The sequence below is a fragment of the Paraburkholderia panacisoli genome, from assembly GCF_008369935.1.
Taxonomy (GTDB): Bacteria; Pseudomonadota; Gammaproteobacteria; order Burkholderiales; family Burkholderiaceae; genus Paraburkholderia; species Paraburkholderia panacisoli.
The window spans coordinates 89855-108210 of the sequence record NZ_VTUZ01000023.1 but is presented as its reverse complement, the minus strand read 5'-3'; the positions used below and the strand labels follow the sequence as shown (position 1 = coordinate 108210).

Annotated in this window: 19 protein-coding genes; 7 read left to right on the top strand and 12 right to left on the bottom strand. The window is 60.4% G+C overall.

The genetic code is table 11. The annotated features are described in order from the left end of the window. Nucleotides 1-75: 75 nt before the first annotated feature. A complete protein-coding gene (locus tag FVF58_RS29545; protein ID WP_149673310.1) occupies nt 76-1152 on the top strand; it encodes a quinone oxidoreductase family protein in 1077 nt (358 codons plus the stop codon). Between the two features lie 772 nt (nt 1153-1924). Here FVF58_RS29545 and FVF58_RS54850 read toward each other — a convergent pair. Beyond that, complete coding sequence (locus FVF58_RS54850) at nt 1925-2053, bottom strand: ATP-binding protein (protein WP_425468981.1); 129 nt, start codon at nt 2051-2053, stop codon at nt 1925-1927. 589 nt (nt 2054-2642) lie between these two features. Between FVF58_RS54850 and FVF58_RS29530 the strand changes: the two genes are divergently transcribed. The 4 genes from FVF58_RS29530 to FVF58_RS29510 all read left to right on the top strand — a co-directional run bounded on the left by FVF58_RS29530 (nt 2643) and on the right by FVF58_RS29510 (nt 5546). Further along, nucleotides 2643-3143 carry a hypothetical protein gene (locus FVF58_RS29530; protein ID WP_149673308.1) on the top strand — a complete coding sequence of 167 codons (501 nt, stop codon included), beginning with the start codon at nt 2643-2645 and terminating at the stop codon, nt 3141-3143. Then, a complete protein-coding gene (locus FVF58_RS29525) occupies nt 3143-3487 on the top strand; it encodes a response regulator (RefSeq protein ID WP_246217234.1) in 345 nt (114 codons plus the stop codon). The genes FVF58_RS29530 and FVF58_RS29525 overlap by 1 nt, the downstream gene beginning before the upstream one ends. A gap of 551 nt (nt 3488-4038) precedes the next feature. Continuing rightward, the gene (locus FVF58_RS29515; RefSeq protein ID WP_246217233.1) at nt 4039-4317 is read left to right on the top strand and encodes a helix-turn-helix transcriptional regulator; all 279 of its coding nucleotides are present in this window, start codon (nt 4039-4041) and stop codon (nt 4315-4317) included. Between the two features lie 11 nt (nt 4318-4328). Beyond that, a complete protein-coding gene (locus FVF58_RS29510; RefSeq protein ID WP_246217232.1) occupies nt 4329-5546 on the top strand; it encodes a type II toxin-antitoxin system HipA family toxin in 1218 nt (405 codons plus the stop codon). Between the two features lie 84 nt (nt 5547-5630). Here FVF58_RS29510 and FVF58_RS29505 read toward each other — a convergent pair whose 3' ends face one another. From FVF58_RS29505 to FVF58_RS29460, 10 genes are all read right to left on the bottom strand, one after another. Further along, nucleotides 5631-5918: a hypothetical protein gene (locus FVF58_RS29505; RefSeq protein WP_149673305.1), complete on the bottom strand. Its 288-nt coding sequence runs from the start codon at nt 5916-5918 to the stop codon at nt 5631-5633. Nucleotides 5919-6045: 127 nt separating this feature from the next. Further along, nucleotides 6046-6648, bottom strand: coding sequence for an ANTAR domain-containing response regulator (locus tag FVF58_RS29500; RefSeq protein WP_149673304.1), 603 nt, complete (start codon nt 6646-6648; stop codon nt 6046-6048). Between the two features lie 603 nt (nt 6649-7251). Next, nucleotides 7252-7536 (bottom strand): carbon-nitrogen hydrolase family protein, encoded by a 285-nt coding sequence (locus FVF58_RS29495; RefSeq protein ID WP_188130964.1) that lies wholly within the window; start codon nt 7534-7536, stop codon nt 7252-7254. 229 nt (nt 7537-7765) lie between these two features. After that, nucleotides 7766-8536, bottom strand: a complete 771-nt coding sequence (locus tag FVF58_RS29490; protein WP_149673303.1) for an SDR family NAD(P)-dependent oxidoreductase — start codon at nt 8534-8536, stop codon at nt 7766-7768. A gap of 12 nt (nt 8537-8548) precedes the next feature. Next, the gene (locus FVF58_RS29485; protein ID WP_149673352.1) at nt 8549-9544 is read right to left on the bottom strand and encodes an acetamidase/formamidase family protein; all 996 of its coding nucleotides are present in this window, start codon (nt 9542-9544) and stop codon (nt 8549-8551) included. A gap of 73 nt (nt 9545-9617) precedes the next feature. Then, a complete protein-coding gene (gene urtE, locus FVF58_RS29480; RefSeq protein ID WP_149673302.1) occupies nt 9618-10322 on the bottom strand; it encodes an urea ABC transporter ATP-binding subunit UrtE in 705 nt (234 codons plus the stop codon). Between the two features lie 2 nt (nt 10323-10324). Next, nucleotides 10325-11080 carry an urea ABC transporter ATP-binding protein UrtD gene (gene urtD / locus FVF58_RS29475; protein ID WP_149673301.1) on the bottom strand — a complete coding sequence of 252 codons (756 nt, stop codon included), beginning with the start codon at nt 11078-11080 and terminating at the stop codon, nt 10325-10327. Continuing rightward, on the bottom strand, nt 11077-12213 hold the full coding sequence (urtC, locus tag FVF58_RS29470; RefSeq protein WP_149673300.1) for an urea ABC transporter permease subunit UrtC: 1137 nt from the start codon (nt 12211-12213) through the stop codon (nt 11077-11079). Before urtC ends, urtD begins: the two co-directional genes overlap by 4 nt. Then, nucleotides 12210-13820 (bottom strand): urea ABC transporter permease subunit UrtB, encoded by a 1611-nt coding sequence (urtB, locus tag FVF58_RS29465; RefSeq protein ID WP_149673299.1) that lies wholly within the window; start codon nt 13818-13820, stop codon nt 12210-12212. The genes urtC and urtB overlap by 4 nt, the downstream gene beginning before the upstream one ends. 85 nt (nt 13821-13905) lie before the next feature. Next, entirely contained in the window at nt 13906-15153 is a 1248-nt protein-coding gene (locus FVF58_RS29460) for an urea ABC transporter substrate-binding protein (RefSeq protein ID WP_246217231.1), read from the bottom strand. A gap of 403 nt (nt 15154-15556) precedes the next feature. On the opposite strand from FVF58_RS29460, the gene FVF58_RS29455 reads away from it, so the two are divergent. Both FVF58_RS29455 and FVF58_RS29450 read left to right on the top strand, forming a co-directional pair. Then, nucleotides 15557-16744, top strand: coding sequence for a transporter substrate-binding domain-containing protein (locus tag FVF58_RS29455; RefSeq protein WP_149673298.1), 1188 nt, complete (start codon nt 15557-15559; stop codon nt 16742-16744). After that, complete coding sequence (locus FVF58_RS29450; RefSeq protein ID WP_149673297.1) at nt 16741-17343, top strand: ANTAR domain-containing response regulator; 603 nt, start codon at nt 16741-16743, stop codon at nt 17341-17343. Before FVF58_RS29455 ends, FVF58_RS29450 begins: the two co-directional genes overlap by 4 nt. A gap of 86 nt (nt 17344-17429) precedes the next feature. Here FVF58_RS29450 and FVF58_RS29445 read toward each other — a convergent pair whose 3' ends face one another. Then, nucleotides 17430-18287 (bottom strand): MBL fold metallo-hydrolase, encoded by an 858-nt coding sequence (locus FVF58_RS29445; protein WP_149673296.1) that lies wholly within the window; start codon nt 18285-18287, stop codon nt 17430-17432. Between the last annotated feature and the right edge of the window lie 69 nt (nt 18288-18356).

The following is an 18356-nucleotide window of genomic DNA, read 5'->3' as shown; positions in this document are numbered from 1 at the left end:
AAACCATTGCCGATCTGTATCGCTCGCCTCGTGCAGGGAAGCTGCAGGTTTCATTCGAGTAAAGGAGTAGCACTGATGAAAGCATGGCAACTCGAGCGGCCAGGCGGAGCGCTCACCCTTGAAGACATCGCGATACCCGAGCCGCGCACCGGCAGCGTGGTGGTGCGAATGGAAGCGTCATCGCTGATGTCGTACATGAAGGACTACGTCGACGGCAAGCTGCCGATCTATCACGCGCCCGAGGGTCCGTTCATCCCGGGTGGAAACGGTGTCGGGGTGATCCACGCGGTGGGGTCCGAGGTCTGGCATCTGAAGCCCGGGCAGCGCGTTGTGATCTCATCGCATTTCGTTGCGCAGGAAAACGTCGCGAATCCGGCGCAGATCCTGATCGGGGTCACTGCGGCGGGCGCGGTCGCCGAGCGCGTTCAGGCGGACTGGCGCGACGGCACGCTAACTGAGTACGCGTTGTTGCCGGCAGCAAGCGTGACGCCAGTCGACGATGGGCTCGATATCGACCCCGCCCACCTCGCTGTGTCGACGCGCTACGTGGTGCCGTTTGGCGGCTTGCTGCGCGGACGCCTGGCCGCCGGTGAGACCGTTATCGTCTCCGGCGCGACCGGCGCGTACGGCACGGCCGCCGTTTTACTCGCCGTGGCGATGGGTGCGGCGCGCGTGATTGCGGTTGGCCGGAATGCGGCTGCGCTCGACGCACTGGCGAACGCGGGACGCGGGCGCGTCACGCCGGTCGTCGTTACCGGCGACAGCGCGGCGGATGTCGAGAGGATCCGCGCCGCGGCTCACGGTGGCGCCGATATGGCCTTCGATATGGTGGGCGGCGCGCGCGACCCGAACATGACGCTTGCGGCGCTGCGCAGTCTCGCGTCTGGCGGCAGACTGGTCCTGATGGGCAGCATGGCTGTGCCGCTACCGCTTCCCTATACCGAAGTAATGATGAATAGCTGGGAGATCCTCGGGCAGTTCATGTATCCGCGCACCGCTTACCGGCGGCTGCTCGCGCTCATCGGGGCTGGGGAACTCGACATGAATGAGATCCGCCCGCTGACCTTTCCCTTCCACGCGTTGCCCGACGCAATCGAGCAGGCCGCGGTGGCGAGCAGTTTCGAATGCGTCGTCATCGAACATAGTGAGTAGTCCGTATGCGACTAATCAGTCAATCAATTCGTCTCTATGTTGCACCAGAGCAGTTGGACCGCACCATTTCGTTTTACCAAGAACGGCAGCAGAGCTCGGTGATGTATTCGGGCAGGAGTGCGCGCGGCACATTGGACGGTATGTTTTCTACGAGCTGCGAAGGGACGCTGAAGATGAATTCGTCCGGTTGATTTTTCAGGCTGTGCTTGCGTGACCCATCGAGCAAGCGATGTCGGCGAGCAAGCCGATGGTAGTGCGGTAATCGTCTCCCAATACTCAAGATACAGATTTTCGCTGCGGCGATTTGCCATGCTTTCGATTCGGCAGTCCCTTGGGGTTGGCCTGCGATACAAAAAAACGCCGCCGATGCGCTGGCGGCTAACAGGGGACGTTGGGAGCAATCGTTACAGCATTGAATCAAGACAGCTTGAACCATATTAATTGCGGCACTCCTGGTTCTGACACTGAGTCGACCAGCCCAAGACATGCGAACCTGCATGCCAGGCGACCAGATGCTGCTGCTTAACGGGAGACGGACGGCGTTTCATCGTCGACATCGAAACAACGGGCGTCGTCTGATTTCCAGGGGATAACGAGCGATGTCGCGTACCTCTTTTCAAGCTGTAGACTAGCTTGGAACGGCGCCCGGCGACATGATACGAATGTATATGTGAACAGATCCCACGTTCGTGCCGATCACTTCGTGCGTCACAGAGCGATTACCTCCTATTTCGGGGCTGGCGAGAGACTGAATGAGAACGTCGCGGCGCCTTCAGGCCTTACTGAATTGCCCACCATGGGCTTCAATAATAGAACTGGAAATAGCCAGACCCATTACCATGCCGGAGCTGCACATCCTCAAGAACGGTTCAAAGGATCGCGGAAGCTTGTCCTCGCGAATACCGGACCCAGAGCCTAAAACCGCGACGGCAATATTGCCTTGAGGGTTAAGACGGGATCAGACCATGCAGGGTTCGACACCGCGCGTTAAATCTCCTAACCGTCGCTATACGCCCGCATACCCTGGCAACGTTAACGCTGCATCGACATATCCCACCGTATAGTAGATTCGCCCTTCGGCAGAGCCTACTCTTGTCCCATCGAGACAGCGTTGCCGTGATGACAGCACAAAGCTCGCGAATCGGCCTGACCACAACATCGTCGTTTTGGGGTGGCATGCCAGGCCGGTTCGCTTGTCTTGCGTCTTCGAGGAGTCACCGTGTCAGTTGTTCTGCATAACTGCACAACTGGATGTATATCGGAAGCAACGCATATACGGAGTACATGTTTGTGCCCTGGCGTGGCAGGAACATCTATCGCCGTACCGTCGACCTCTGCGCAATATGCATCCAGTAGCCGCAAGTCCGGGGTCATTCGACCTCCAGGCGCATATTGTGAAGCCCTACGCGCAGTTATTGGCATTTCAACCGCTCCCGGCACGGACTTATCGCGCGGGTGCACGCAACCGAAAGACCTTGGGAGCCCCCACGATGGCTGCAAAGCGCAAGTCTGCATTGAGGAGCATCACCCCATCCGAAACCCGGACTCTACTCGACGACCTCAAATCACAGCTCGCGCCCATTTCCACCGCACTGACGGAAGAACTCGCTGCGCTATTGGCAGCCGTTCTCGACGACGGAAGAAAACAGACGCTCGACCGTCTGTCGCAAGCGCTAAGCGACGCGGTCCCCGAGTTTCTGCAGCGAGCATTTGAAGAAGAATTGCTCGCAAGCGGAAAGTCATCGTCGGACTATCGGGCATTGCTTGCCGCTGTGTTGCCCGCAAGTGAGGCGCTTGTGCACTCGGCACCCACCGGGCAGACATCCGCAATTGACGAAGAAGGAAGCACCGTCTGCGCTGTCGGCAGTGTCAGCTACCGCGAGAACGCGCCCTTTCAACAAACCGCTTTCAACTCGGGCGAACAACGCGATAGCGGTTGCCGGCAAACGGAGAAAGTGAAAAGCGACCGCTTTGGGGAGGGGTCATGGTAATGGTGTTACTGGTCGAGGACGACATGAACCTGCTTCAGGCGCTTAAGACGTTGATTTGCGGGGAAGGTTACGAGGTGATGACTGCCTCCAACGGGCATGAGGCGCTGCAGGCAGCACACCGAAGGCGCCCCGACATTGTGGTTTCGGATTTCATGATGCCGGTCATGGACGGCCCTGCCCTCATAGGCGCGCTCGCGGCCGAGGCGGACTTCGCAACCATTCCTGTCCTTCTCAACTCGGCGGTGGCGACACCGCCGCCCCACCTGCGGGTATCGGCATTTCTCAGAAAGCCAGTCGCAGCCTCGCGCCTGCTCGAACTGCTTCAACAACACAGCACAAGGTAAGGTTGTCACCCTGACTGGTCACTTTCGATTCGCCGGCAATGGAAAGGCGTAACTCGCAAGTGAAGCATTGACTGAAGGCTGAGCGTCCCAGGGTGCGCTTCGCCGTCTGGCCACAGGAGGCCCAAAATGAAAGTTGAAGGCACGATGTTTGTGCGACTGCGTCGCCTCGCTCCGGTTCTCGATGACGTACTCAGTGCAGGAGAGGTCGGGCACCCAGACCAGGCCGCGGGCCTTGCGTCACTTGCCCAGCTATGCTCTCAGCTGTTCGACGCGTACCAATGCCAACACCGGGCCGCGGGTGCGCAAGCGACTGGAGGCCCTCGAGTCGGAGCAACGTACTGCCTTTGGACGGCTTCTGATCAATACGCCAAAGATTGACAGACCCCAAAAACGCGCACCATAATGCGCACTTTATTCAATAAGTTTAATAATGCGCATAATACTGCGCATCTGCCCTAGGCCCTTGCCGATACAAAAAATGCGGCCAGCGGGTCAAAAAACGCGCACCATTGTGCGCATCCTGAATCAGTGTTAGTCTAATGCGCATTATGATGCGCAAAAAAGTCACCGATCAGCCTATCAATAACGTCGAGCGCCTCGCGGCGAGCCTGCGGGCGACGCGGCGCGACCGCAAGCTGACACAACAGACGCTTGCGGAGCGCGCAGACGTTGCGCGGCGTACGGTCACCAACGCCGAGAGCGCGGAGAATGTGGGCATCAAGGAGTTGTGCCGGCTCGCGAATGCTCTTGGGTATGAGCTGGTTCTGCGGCCTATGGATTGCGTTGTGCTGGAAGATCTCCCCACCATCTTTAAGGACGACGAGGAATGAGCTCTGAGGCATTGCCGGACGTCGAACGGCTGTTCAGGCAAATCCGTTCGCTCGAGGTCCACACACCGCAAGGTAAAAGCGGCCTGCTGGCGAAGGAGAGCCGATATGTCTTCAACTATGCGGAGGTGGCCGACCGCGCCGCTGTGTCCCTGACCATGCCAGTTCGCCGTCAAAGCTACGCTAGCGGCGATCTGATGGGCGTGTTCGCAATGAATCGACCTGAAGGCTACCTGCGGTACGTCATCGAGGAGCGCCTTGCGCGCTACGGAACACCCAGCGATATGTTCCTGCTGTTTCTCGCGGGCCGCAACCAGATCGGGCGACTCACCTATTCGGTCCCAGGCGAGAGCGTGCCGGAGCACGAAGGCGAGCGCCTTGATGAGCTCCTCTCGTTGCCGTCCCGGCGACTCTTCGAGCGTCTGGTCGACCGATACGCGCTTGGCTCCGGCATTTCCGGAGTTCAGCCCAAGGCGGTGGTGCCGATTGCGGTCGAAACCGACGCCCCGCCCTACGAACATGCCGCACTGCCGCTCAAGACGGTGATCGTCAAAGCTGAAGGCGACGATTTTCCAGGGGTCGCCCGAAACGAGTTCTTTTGCATGTCGGTCGCGAAGGAGGCTGGACTTGATGTGCCCCAATTCTGGCTCTCGGACGACGGGAAGCTCTTCGTGATGGCGCGCTTTGACCGGCTCAGCGACGGCTCGCCTCTGGGCTTCGAGGACATGAGTGTTCTCACGGGCAAAGGCAAATATGAGGGCAGCTATGAGATGGTTGCAAAGGCCGTCGATATCTACACGCGTTCCGATCAACTGCAGAAGAACCGGCTCTTCGAGCGTGTTGCTTTGTCGTGCCTGCTTCGTGATGGCGACGCCCACATGAAGAACCTGGGTATCGTCTACGACGACCCGACCGGTGCGCGGCGGCTCGCGCCAGTGTTCGATGTCGTATGCACTGACGTCTATCCGGATCTCGACGGCAAGATGGCCCTGAATCTCAACAAGTCCAAGACGTTTCCCGTGCACAGTGCCCTCGTCGCATACGGTACGCGTTTGGGGCTGCATGCCGATGACTGCGAGGCGATCATCACGCGTCTGCGCAATGCCTACGCGACGGTAGCTGAGCGGTTTGAAGAGGATCGGCGGTATCAGGAAGACAAGCTCCTGAGCACGATGCGGCATGCCATTGAGCGCGAAGGCGTTCGGCCTGTCTCACGGCCGAAATACCGATAGCGCCGCGCCGGTTGCCTGGCGAGATCTACATGATTTTCCAGCTGGGTAGTGTGATGCCGTAGGCCTGTAATGGTCCGCCTTCCTTCACCGTCCACCACTGCTCGCAGGCGGGTCGGCCACGGCGTTCCTGATTTCATCGCATTCCATTTCCTGCAGCTGCTCGTCCGTGACCTCCGTTGCCGCGTGCAATTGGAACATGCCGTCCTTCAGCGAATGCAGGTCAAGCGCTCGCCCCTTGTGAATGGCCACCTGCCGCGTGAAATGCCTGATGCTCTGGCCGACCGTCGATTCCTTGTCACACATCGCCACCGCCATAGCGTGCTGCCCGTGTGTCGGGTACTCGTCGATGACCGGCTTTTCGAGGTCGATCATGCGGAACGTTTCGCCGCTCAGATCTTCCGGGAGTGTCAAAATTCGCGGCAGCACCCGGTGGCGTGCGAACTTATAACAAAATGCGCGCATCGTTCATGCGCAATATGAACACGCGTATTCTTGTGGGCTAAAGCGTGAGCGTTTCGTGTGCCTTGACAATCTCGCTTGCCACCACCTCGATCTGCTCACGCTTGAGCATCGCCTTTGCGCGCAGCAACTGATACGCCTGTTCTTCCGACACGCCGCGCCTTTCCATTACAAGCTGTGTCGCCTGCTGGATCACTCGAACCTTCCCTTGCTTCTTCTCGAGCCGCTCAATGTATCGATCGCGCATCCGCAATGCCTGATATTGCGTCAGCGCCACCGCAATCGCGGTCAGCAAACCGAATGAGCGGACCGGTGACAGTATCATCGCCGACGCATTCAGGCGCAGCACCGCTTCGATGGTGAGCGGGTTTTCGTGGGTCACCACTGGAATCACAGGCGGCGACTTGCCGGTTCCGAGCCACGGAAAATTGATCGAGAGGGTTTCGGGGCGCATCGCCATCAGCACGAGTCCGGTTCCGAAGGGCAAGCAGTCGAGTGTCGGCCAGCCTACCTCCACGTCGCACCCAATGCGGTGGAGTTGCGCGAGAAGCTCGTCGCCATCCTGATCCTGCGGGTGGATCACAACAACCTTCAGCGAGCGCAAATCGCGCAGGATCGCAAAGGTATCCGCGGTCCACTTCATCGTTTCGCACTCGCATGCAAGCACTCACGACGTGAATCTGCGGTGCGTGCCGGCGTGCTGCGCAATATGACGCAGGGATCGGCATTCAGCAGTGAGCGTCGCAGGGCCAGTGAAGCGAGACTCGCAGCGTCGTCTGCGGGTTCGACCTCGCCGGGGTTGAATACATCGTCGAGGCCTGGAGGAAGCATGTCCAAAGGCGCATTGTGTTCAGCGTTCAAGATCGTGCCCCCTCTTCAGGGAAGAGTGAAACAATAGTCGAACAACGATAGCGGTCAAACAGGTTCTGACTTTGCGGCTATTGCATACATACCGAAGAGAAGTCGACCGTACGGCGATAGACGGTCCTGCCGAGCCACGGCACGAACGTGTACTCGCCATATGAGTTGCTTCCGATATGGATCCAGTGATGAAGGGCATGTGACACGACGATTCCTTGGAGACGCTAAAGAGGAAATCGGCCGGGCGGGCATCTGGAAGTGTGGTGTCGTCGCGGGGCCGAACCGCGAGCTTTCCGCTGGTGTACAGGGAGCGTGAAGCGATGAGAGAAGATTAGGTCGAGCCGGAGGGCGAATCTACTCTACGGTTGGATACGCCAATGCCGCGTTAGCGTAACCCGCTTATACGGGCGTATAAGCGCAGCGTGGGGTGAACGCTTACGATTGACTGCTGGTCTCCGTAGATATCTGGACGGCGGTCCCGTAGTACGTGATTGAACGCATTCAATTGCCGGTGCCGGCGCGCGTCGGCCAGATTCACCGACGCCACCAGAATCTCTTCGTCCGTTTGACTGGCAGGACCGGCCGCCCGCCAACCTTGCGAGTCGATCATCAGGCTGCGTCCAGGAAACGGCTGGTCGCGCTCGACGCCGATCCGGTCCGCGGCGGCCACGAACAGTCCGACGCAGCAACCACGCTATTCGCGTCGCTCAGACCCACGGGCACGCCGATCCTGATCGGATCGGCGGCCATGCCACGTGGCTCGTCATCGAGCGATACCAGCAGGGCGGCCGCCGCGCCGCCTGAGCGGCCGGCGGTCAGAAGGGAAGAGATTCTTTCACTATCGTCAAGGCCGCTTGGTCTTTTGTCGAATCGACTCAAGTAACGCAGCTTTGCGGCACTTAGAGTTGCACCCCGCGCGTGAGCGCGCCATCCACTACAAGATTCGCCCCGCTCACGAAGCTCGCCGCCGGACTCGCGACGAACGCGACCGCGTTCGCGATCTCCTGCGGGCGCGCCATGCGCCCGCTGGGATTCAACGCGAGTGCTTCCGCGAACAGCTTCGGATCGTTGTGTTCGATGTGATCCCACACGCCACCTTCGAAATAGACGTTGCCCGGCGACACGGCGTTCGCGCGGATGCCCTTCGGCGCGAGGTGGTACGCGAGACCTTGCATGTAGTGGATCAGCGCCGCCTTGAAGGTCCCGTAAGGGCCGGCGGCAAAGTCGATTTCACGGCCGGACACGCTCGATATCGCGATAATCGAGGCGGCCTTGCTCGCTTCCAGAAACGGCAGCGCGGCGTCGACCAGGTTGACCGTGCCCATCAGGTCAGTTTCGAATTCCTTGCGCCATGATTCGGGGTCGTTGCCGATCGACAGCGCGCTCACATTGGCGACCACGATGTCGATGCCGCCCAGTTGCGCGGCGGCGTCGCGTGTCCAGGCCTGCAACGCCGGACCGTTCGAAACGTCGACCGAGGCGCCGCATACCTTGACCGCACCGCCTGTTGCCTGCACGATGCCGGCCACCGTCTGTTCGACCGCGGCGCCGTCACGCGCGCAGAGCGCGACATCCGCGCCTTCGGCTGCCAGCGTTTGCGCAATGGCGCGGCCGATACCCTTGGTGCCGCCGGTTACGAGTGCCTTCAAACCTTTGAGTTTCAAATCCATGGTGGCGTCTCCTCAGGCAGCCGGCGCGAGATATTTCTTGCTGATCGCCGCGCCGACCGAATACTTCGGGTCGACGAAATTTCCCAGCCGCACCCTGCCGCACTGACTGAGCATCATGTAGGCATCCCAGCGGTCGAAGCCGTATTCCTTTTCCATCCACAGCACCAGTTCGTGGTACGCGATGCGCGTCGCGTCTTCGAGCGGGCGCGCGCTGCCAATCGCCATCAGCAGTTCATCGGTTTCGAGGCGCGGCCATTCGATGTGCCAGCCCTTGATCAGATCGACGTGGATCGTGGTTGTGCTGGAGAATTCGACAGCGGTGCCGCACACTTCGCCGTCGCCCTGGCAGGCGTGCGCATCGCCGATAAAGAGCCGCGCACCGGCGGAGCGTACCGGCAAATAGGTGATGCTGCCCGGGCCCATGTCGGGCACGTCCATATTTCCGCCGTGGCTGTCCGGCGTGAGCGAATTGATCGAGTCGATTTCCGGCGACAGGCTCAGTGTGCCGATATGCGGCTTGTACGGCAGCGTGACGCGCTTGCTCCAGTAGACGCCTTCTTCGTCCACGTCGATCTTGCGGGTGATCTCGGGCAGCGGCTCATTGAGCGTTGCCGTATATTCCGTACCGGTCAGCGCGCCGAAGCGCGGAATCAGGCAGCAGGTGCCGCGCGGATTGTCGCCGCGCGGCAGCATCGATTCGATGTACACCGCAACCACGTCGCCCTTCTCCGCGCCTTCGATCATGATCGGGCCGCTTTGCGGATTCAGGAACGGCACCCGCAGCTTCTGACTCGGCAGATCCTGTTCCGTGAGGATCTTGCCGTCAAATGCATCGCGTGTCTGCACCACAACCCGGTCGCCCGGGGCGATGTTCATCACCGGCGCCGAGTACGGTCCGATGGTGTAGTGAAATGTGCCCTGACGGGATTCACTGAGTTCATGCGTCTCGCGCACCTGGCCGCGGGCGACGCCGCGTGTGTGCATGATCGATTGTTCCAGCCATTTCATCATGGTGTTCCTGCTCAAATGTGGGTTGTCGATGTGGGTTGTCGAAGTGAATAGGCGCAACGCTGCCGCCGCATCACACTGAAATTAGTGCTCTGACGTTATTGGCTTCCATCTGGTCCCCGGGCCCCGCCGACACAACCTGCCCGCGCACCAGCACGACATAGTCGTCGGCGACCGCCTGCGCGAAATCAAAAAATTGTTCGACCAGCAGGATCGACAGCGATCCTTTCAGCGAACGGATCACCGCCTCGATTTCCATCACGATCGACGGCTGGATGCCCTCGGTCGGTTCGTCGAGAATCAGCAGCTTTGGATTGGTCAGTAGCGCCCGGCCAATCGCAAGCTGCTGCTGCTGTCCGCCCGACAGATTGCCTGCAATGCGCCGGCGCATCGTCTTCAGCACAGGAAAGGTATGAAAGACCTCGTCGAAGGAAAATTGCTTGCCCTTGACGGTCTGATTGCGCTCGCCCGCGTAGGCGCCGATGCGCAGGTTTTCTTCGACACTGAGTTGCGGAAAAATCTCGCGTCCTTGCGGTACGTAGCCGAGACCCGCGAGCACACGCCGATGCGACGGCGTGCGCGTCAGCGGCTGGCCCGCCAGTTCGATTTCACCGCCTTTGACCGGCAGCAACCCGACGAGGCACTTCAGCAAGGTCGTCTTGCCCACGCCGTTACGGCCGAGTACGACGGTGCAGGCCCCTTCGGCCACGTTCAGCGACACGTCGCGCAACGTGTGGCTGCTGCCGTAAAACTGATTGAGTGCGGAAATCTTCAGCATGTTCACCGTCCGAGATAAACCTGAATCACACGTGGATCGTTGCGCACCCTCTCCATCGATCCTTCGCCGAGCAGCTGCCCTTCATGCAACACGCTGACGAGGTCCGCGATCTCGCCGACAAAATCCATGTCGTGCTCGATCACCACAACCGCCCGCTCGGGCGACTTGAGCCGCGCGATCAATTCGGCGGTGCGTGCAGTTTCGTGGTCGGTCATGCCGGCAACCGGTTCGTCGAGCAGAATCACTTGCGGATCGGCGACAAGCAGCATGCCGATTTCGAGCCACTGCTTCTGGCCGTGCGACAGCGTGCCGGCCATCCGATGCCCTTCGTGCTCGAGACCGATCGTCTCGAGCACTTCGTCGATGCGCCGGTTCTGTTGTGCGCCGAGGCGCGAGCGAACCATCTCCGCATATCCGCGACCGTTGCGAATTGCCAGTTCGAGGTTTTCGCGAACCCGCAACGCTTCGAACACGCTCGGCTTCTGGAACTTGCGGCCGATGCCCAGGCGCGCGATGGACGTTTCGTCGAGCGTCGCAAGGTCCGTGACCTTGTTCAGAAAGACCTCGCCGGCGGCCGGCCGGGTCTTTCCCGTGATGACGTCCATCAAGGTCGTCTTGCCTGCACCGTTCGGACCGATAATCGCGCGGACCTCGCCGTAACGGAATTCCATCGACAGATTGGTGATCGCCGCGAAGCCGGAAAACCTGACAGACAGCCCGCTGATATAGATGGCCGTGGCCCGTTGTGAGTGGTTCATTGGCCGCCTCCCTTGCTTTCGCTGCCGGCGGCCTTGAGCGTGCCCCACACGCCATTGCTGAAATAGACAACGATCACGAGCGTCACGGCGGCAAGAATGAACGGCCACACCGCCGGCAGTTGCGCGGTCAGCCAGAACTTGAGTCCGTTGACCACGATCGCGCCGACGATTGCGCCGATCAGGGTGCCGCGCCCGCCGATGGCCACCCACACGGCAATCTCAACGGACAGTTGCGGCGAAACGATAGTCGGGTTGACGATACCGACCTGCGGCACGTACAGCATTCCGGCAAACGCCGCGAGGACCGCCGAGAGACACCATGCAAAGAGCTTCAGCGTATGCGTGCGGTAGCCGAGAAAGCGCATCCGCGCTTCGTCGTCGCGCACCGCGATGAGCGCGCGGCCAAAACTGGAGCGCGCGAGAAAGCGCACGCCGACATAGGCCACCACCAGCAGCAGGCACGAACACACCGCGAGGCCGATCTGCGTGGACGTATCGGCAAGCTTGCGGCCCGCGAGGCTCGTGAAGCCGGTCATGCCGTTGTTGCCGCCGAGCCCCACGTCGTTGATGAACAACAGCAGCATCAGCGCATACGTGAGCGCCTGCGTGATGATCGACAGATACACGCCGTTGATGCGCGAACGGAACGTGACGAAGCCGAACGCGCCGGCGACCAGCACGGTGACAACGATCGTGGCGAGGATCGTCACATCGAGCCGCGAGAGCATCTTCCATACGGCGGGAAAATCGTGCGCGCCCATGTATTGCATGAAGTCCGGCAATACGTGCGTTTCGGCGTAGGCGCCGTTCAACAGATAGATGGCCATCATATAGCCGCCTATGCCGAAGAAGATACCGTGCCCGAGGCTCAGGATGCCTGCATAGCCCCAGACCAGATCGAGCGCCAGCGCGAGCAGCGCGAAACACATGATCTGTCCGATCAGGTTGATGCCGAACAGCGAGAGATGCAGCGCATTCGACTCCGGAATCACAAAATAGGCAAAGGGCAGATAGAGCGCCACCAGGACCAGCATCGGAACGATGCCGACCTCCACGGTCTGGCCCATCCATTTGGTTGCGAATGCCGACAGGGTGAATCTCCTGCCGGTACGCGGATCGGGTAACGTGTTCATACGCGGGTCTTCAATGCAAAGAGTCCTTGCGGGCGCTTCTGGATAATCAGCACGATGAGCAGAAGCACGGCCACCTTGGCGGCAACCGCACCGTAGAACGGTTCGATAAACTGGTTGATTTCGCCGAGCGCGAGCGACGAGACGACTGTCCCGGCGAGACTGCCCGCACCGCCTAAAACCACCACCATGAATGAGTCGACCACGAAGCCCGTGCCCATCGACGGATTGACGCTGGCGATCTGCGTCAACACTACGCCGGCCAGTCCCGCGAGGCCCGCACCCAGGCCGAACGCGATGCGATCGACCCGCTCCGCGGGCACGCCGAGGCAGCGCGCCATGTCGCGCAGTTGCGTGGTGGCGCGCATCAGCAATCCGAGCTTCGTGAAGCGGACCACGGCGAAGGTTGCGGCGAAGATCAACACGGCGAGCACGATTGCAAACACGCGGTTGTAGGTCACGAAAAAGCCGGGCGCGACCTGCATGCCGCCGTTGAGAAAGCCGGGCGTGATGAACTCGACGTTTTGCGAGCCGAACAGCACCTGAATCAGCTTGATCAACGCGATGCTGACCGCCCACGTGGCGAGCAGGGTCTCCAGCGGCCGGCGATACAGAAACCGGATGACGAAGAATTCGAGCAACATGCCGCACACAGCGCAGATCATGAACGCCACGGGAATCGCAACGAAAATGTAGGCGTCGAACCAGCCCGGCAGATAGGCCTGCATGAAACGTTCGACGAGATACGTCGCGTACGCGCCGATCATGATGAATTCGCCATGCGCGAGATTGATCACGCCCATCAGGCCGAACACGATCGACAGGCCGAGCGCCGTCAGCAACAACACGCCGGCGTAGCTCAAGCCGCTAAACAGAATCGACAGGCCCTTGCCGAGCGACAGCCACGTGTCCATGTGGCGAATCGCGCCCTCCACTGCCGCCAGCACGTCCGGATCCGAGCGCACGGAGTCCTGCGCCGCAAAGTTCGCCAGCGCGGTCCGCGCGGTTTCGCTCGGCACCTCGGCCACAGCCTTGATCGCCGCCAGGCGCTCGGCCTTCAGATTGCTGATCAGGCCGCGCTTAGCCAGAGCCAGCGTGAGAATGGTCGCGATATCCGGGTCGTGCTGCGCCTTGACCGCACGAGCGACGACAGCGGGATCGAGCAATGCAAAGAACTTGTCGACTTGCCGCGCAGCCGTCGCACGGGTGTCCTGCTGCGGCGAGAAGAGGTCCATCTCCGCCGACGCCACCTCGAGCCTGCGCATCATCACAATGCTCGGCACATAGGGCGAATCCGTCGACGCATTGGCACGCGGCTGAAGGGTCGCGGCGTCGAGCGGAGGGTTTCCCTGCAGCGTCGCCTGACCATCTGCGCCGCAGACCAGCGCGCCGCTACGAATCGCATCGACGACCTGATGCGCCCACGCACGCTCATGCGTATCGTCCGACACGCCGCTTTCGACGAGTTGCTCTAGTGCCGCCGCCTTATCGCCGTTCGTCGCGCAGAACGCCGTGAGCATCGCAGCGCGGCCCGGCGCGGCGCTCGCGGTAGTGGCCCAGACAAGCGCCAAACAAGCGATCGCGAAAAAGATCTGCCTGAAATTAATCATGGGTGTTTCCATTCGATCCTGCTACGGGGATCGGCATGCTTGCGTATGCCGATCCCACCACTGCCTGACTATTCGACAGGAACTGTCACGCCTTGCCGATGAACGGGCTGAATGGCACCGGCTTCTCGATGTCTTTGGACTTCCACATAATGTCGAAGCCCTGAGTCGCGTTGATCGAGCCGATCATGTCGCCACGCCACAAGTACTGCGAAGAAGCGTCCATCTTCACCGTATAACCCGCCGGATCGACCATAGACTGACCCGCGAGCGTCTTGCGCACGGCGTCCGAGCTGATGGACTGAGCTTTCGCGGCAGCCTGCGCCCACAGATGGATGCCGAGATATGTCGACACCATCGGGTCGATCACCATATCCGGCCGATGCTTCAGGTTATGGGCGCTGACGTAGTTCTTCCAGTCGCTCTTGAACTGGCGGTTCTGCGGCGTATCGACGTTCTGGAAGTAGCACCAGCAGCTGAGGTGGCCGACCAGCGGCTTCGTATCGAGACCTTCCAGATCGCTGTCGACCACGTCGAGACCAAGGATCGGAATATCGGTTGCGCGCACGCCCTGATTGATCGCTTCCTTGAACATCGCCGGAATCGAATCGCCGACCACCGTCATCACGACGATGGCCTGACCGCCCGGTTGCGCAGCGAAATCCTTGATATCGCGCACGATGGTCTGGAAGTTCGACTGCCCAAACGGAACGTAGTGTTCGCGCCATGCCGAGTCAGGAATGTTCTTGGTCTTCAGATAGCCCTTGAGCATCTTGTTGATCGTGCGTGGCCAGACGTAGTCGCTGCCGATCATATAGAAGCGCCTGGCGCCGCCGCCCTGGTCGCTCATCAGGTAATCGATCGCCGGGAGCACCGAACTGCTCGGCGGTGAGTTCAGATAGACGACGTTCTTCGACTGCTCTTCGCCTTCGAAGTGAAGCGGATAAAAAAGCAGACTGTCCTGCGACTCGACCACCGGCAGCACCGACTTGCGCGACACCGACGTCCAGCAGCCGAACAGCGCCGCGCATTTGTCGCGCAGGATCAGTTGCTTCGAGAGCTGCGCATACATGGGCCAATCCGACGCCGGATCGACGACGACACCCTGAAGCTTGCGCCCGAGCACGCCGCCCTTGGCGTTGATCTGATCGATCGTCATCAGTGCCGTATCTTTTAGCAGCGACTCGCCGTTGGCCATCGTGCCCGATTGCGAAAACAGCAAGCCGAGCTTGATCGGATCGCTGGCGCCCGCGGCAAACGCAGCCTTAGGTAGCGCAGTGCCCGCAGCGGTCACCAATCCGGAGCCGACTGCCGACAGGAAGGTACGTCTTTTCATTTGCTTCACTCCGACATGGATTAGAAATCGCAAACGCAAAAAGCCCGAAACCAGACAAGCTGGTTTCGGGCTTTTTTGGCCGGTGCCGTTCAAGACGCCTTTGTCTCGAACAGCGAAATGGATGCTGTGGACCCCCGTTATTCACGTCGGGGCAGCGCGATTCTATAAGCAATGGCTATGCCAGTTTTAGCAGTCGGTCGCGATGCGTGCCGCAAAACCCTTTTGTGAACCGGATGCGAATTGATCAGTTGCGTTCCGGCCAAAGCGGAAGGCATCATAAATAAAGCAGTCGGCGCGGCTGGCCGGCTCAGCACCGCACAAAAGAAGTGCGCGTGCGCACCAGCCGCGTGCCACTCGCACAAACAACGTACTTCCCCAACGTAGCGACCATTGGTTTTATCGAATGCCCCGTATTGATGCCCGCAGTACCTCGGACCCAATCAGAATTGGCGTGCTCTACTCATGCTCAGGCGTGACTTCAGCCGCGGAGGTCACTCAACTGCAAGCCACCATGCTTGCGGCGGAGGAGATCAATCGCGCGGGCGGTGTGTCAGGACGTGAGATCGAACTCATCTGTCTCGATCCGCAATGCCAGCCGCGGCGCTATTCCGACCTCGCCGAACAACTCATTCTCGAACACCGTGTTCGGGTCATCGTCGGCTGTTATATGTCCAGCACGCGCAAGGCGGTCATTCCGATTGTCGAAAGGCACAATGCGCTGCTCTTCTATGCGACACCGTATGAAGGCTTCGAATACAGCCGCAATGTGATCTACACCGGTGCGGCGCCCAATCAGAACACACTTCCGCTCGCCGGCTTCATGCTCACGCAGTTCGGCTCACGCGTGAGCATGATCGGTTCAGACTATGTGTGCCCATACGAGTCGAATCGCGTGATGAGCGATCTGATCCATGAACGGGGCGGAGAAAAGGTGGACGAAACCTATCTGTCGCTCGACGCGCCGTGGGAGAGTTATCTGGATGTCGCAAAGCGGATCAAGCAACTTGCACCCGACTTCATTTTCTCCACGGTAGTCGGCGAAGGCATTCCGCATCTGTACCGTGCGTTTGCGCAGGTCGGGCTCGATCCGTACCGCACGCCTATCGCCAGCCATATGACCAGTGAAGCCGAAATTGCGGTAATGGGAAACGACCTCGCACAAGGACACATCACTTCGGCCGCGTACTTCCAGAGTGTGGATACAGCCGCGAACCACGACGCCGTCGCCCGCTATCAGGCCCGCTTCGGCGAGGATCAGCCGACCAACATGTGCTGGGAAGCCTCGTATTTCCAGATGCATCTGCTCGCGGATGCGATTCGTCGCGTCGGCTCCGACGACCCTACGCTGTTGCTGCGCGTGTTGCCCGGACTCGAGTTCGACGCGCCGCAAGGCCGCGTGCGTATCGACGAGCACAATAACCACACGTACCTGCATCCGTTGATCGGCCGGGTCGACGCGCATGGACGTTTCGACATAATCGGACGCGCGCCTGAACGCGTGAAGGCGGACCCCTACGTCGTCTCTCACAGCACGCCAGCGTGGACCGCGAACGCCCACCCTGAACTCGCACGCGCGGGAGCGGATCGATGAAGCGGACCGCGCAGACACCGGCGATCCTGCGCGACCTGCGTTCGCTAAAAGTCGTTGTGATTCATCCGCAGGATCAGGATGGCGACGAGTTGCTCGCGCAGCTTCAGCGTATCGGCTGTGACGTGCAGGTATGCTGGCCGCGCCTCGACAGCCTGCCTTCCGACACCGGCCTCGTTGTCATGGCAATGCGTCCTGAGGCGCTGTCGATCGACTATCCGTGGCTGGGAACCAGCACGTCGCCGCCGGTGATTCCGGTCGTGACCTACGAAAATCCGATCACCATCGAAGCGGTGCTGCGCTTGAACGCGTTCGCTACGATCCCGTCGCCGGTCCGCTCGTTTGGGTTACTGACCGCCATCGCCGTCGCGCTCACGCAATTCAAGGCATCCCGCGCACGTGAGCGATACATCGAGCGGCTCGAGCAGAAGCAGGCGAAGGTTCGGGTGATCCAGCAGGCCACGCGGATCGTAATGGACTCGCGCGGCATGTCCGAGGAGGATGCGTATCAGCTGCTGCGCTCAAAGGCCATGCTCAAACGCGAACAGATCGAGACGGTGGCCGGCGACATCGTCAAGGCACACGAAACCCTGAGTTTCTAAGCTCGGCATGCCTCCGACGTATCGTGACGAGTTCGAAGCCGACGGCTTCGAAACGCGTCATGCCCCAAAGGGGTATTCCGGCGACTTCAACCCTTTCGCATGCGCGCAACTAGCGCGATCAAGCGCGCACTCATTTCCTCGGCCGGCAAGTGCGCGAGCCAACCGTGACCAGGAAGCAACCATTCGAAGCGATACGCGCTCAACTTGCGCAGCGATTCGGTGAGCTCTGTCCATGAGTACCAGCACGCGTCCCTGAACGCGACGAGGTCCTGCGCGCGCGGGCTCCAGGCAAGCGAATCACCCGAGAACAGCACGCGATCATCGAGCAGGTACACGACGCTGCCCCGAGTGTGCCCAGGTACAGGGACCGCGCGCACGCCGGCCGCAATGCCCAGTGCTGACCCGTCGTCGAGCAGATCCGTGGCATATGGGGCAGCCGACGAGTCCTCCCGGTGAATCCAGACACGCGCGCCGAATCGATGTGCGTATTTGTCGGCGTCCGCGACGTCGTCACGATGCGACAGAAGGATGTGCGCAATGCCACCGGCGTCCTCAAACCATTTCGCGAGCTCCGCCGCAAAGCGCGGTGAGTCGATCAGCAGATTGCCATCCGGACGCTCGGCAAAATAAGAATGTGCGCCAAACGACGACCGTGCGTTAAATCCGCAGCGCCACACACCCGATGTGATCTGCTGCGGAAAGATCGCGGCGTCCGGACGATGCTGTTTCGTTTCGCTGCGTACCGATGCTGTAGGACATACGAGCACCGCACGCCAGGCACCAAGCTGCTCTTCCGGCGTGACGGGCTGCCGGGCGAAGACACTTTTGTCGTTTCGTTCGACAATCAGCCCAGGCGCGACGTGACGCGATGCACCACAATTGATGCACCCTGTGTCGATGTACCACTCCCCTGGGACGGAGTCTGTATTGCGTGTGGGCTTCATTAGATGCTCCTGGTCCGAGATAACGCCGTATTGGTGTCGTATCGGCCGCAGTCCGCGATACGGCTACTG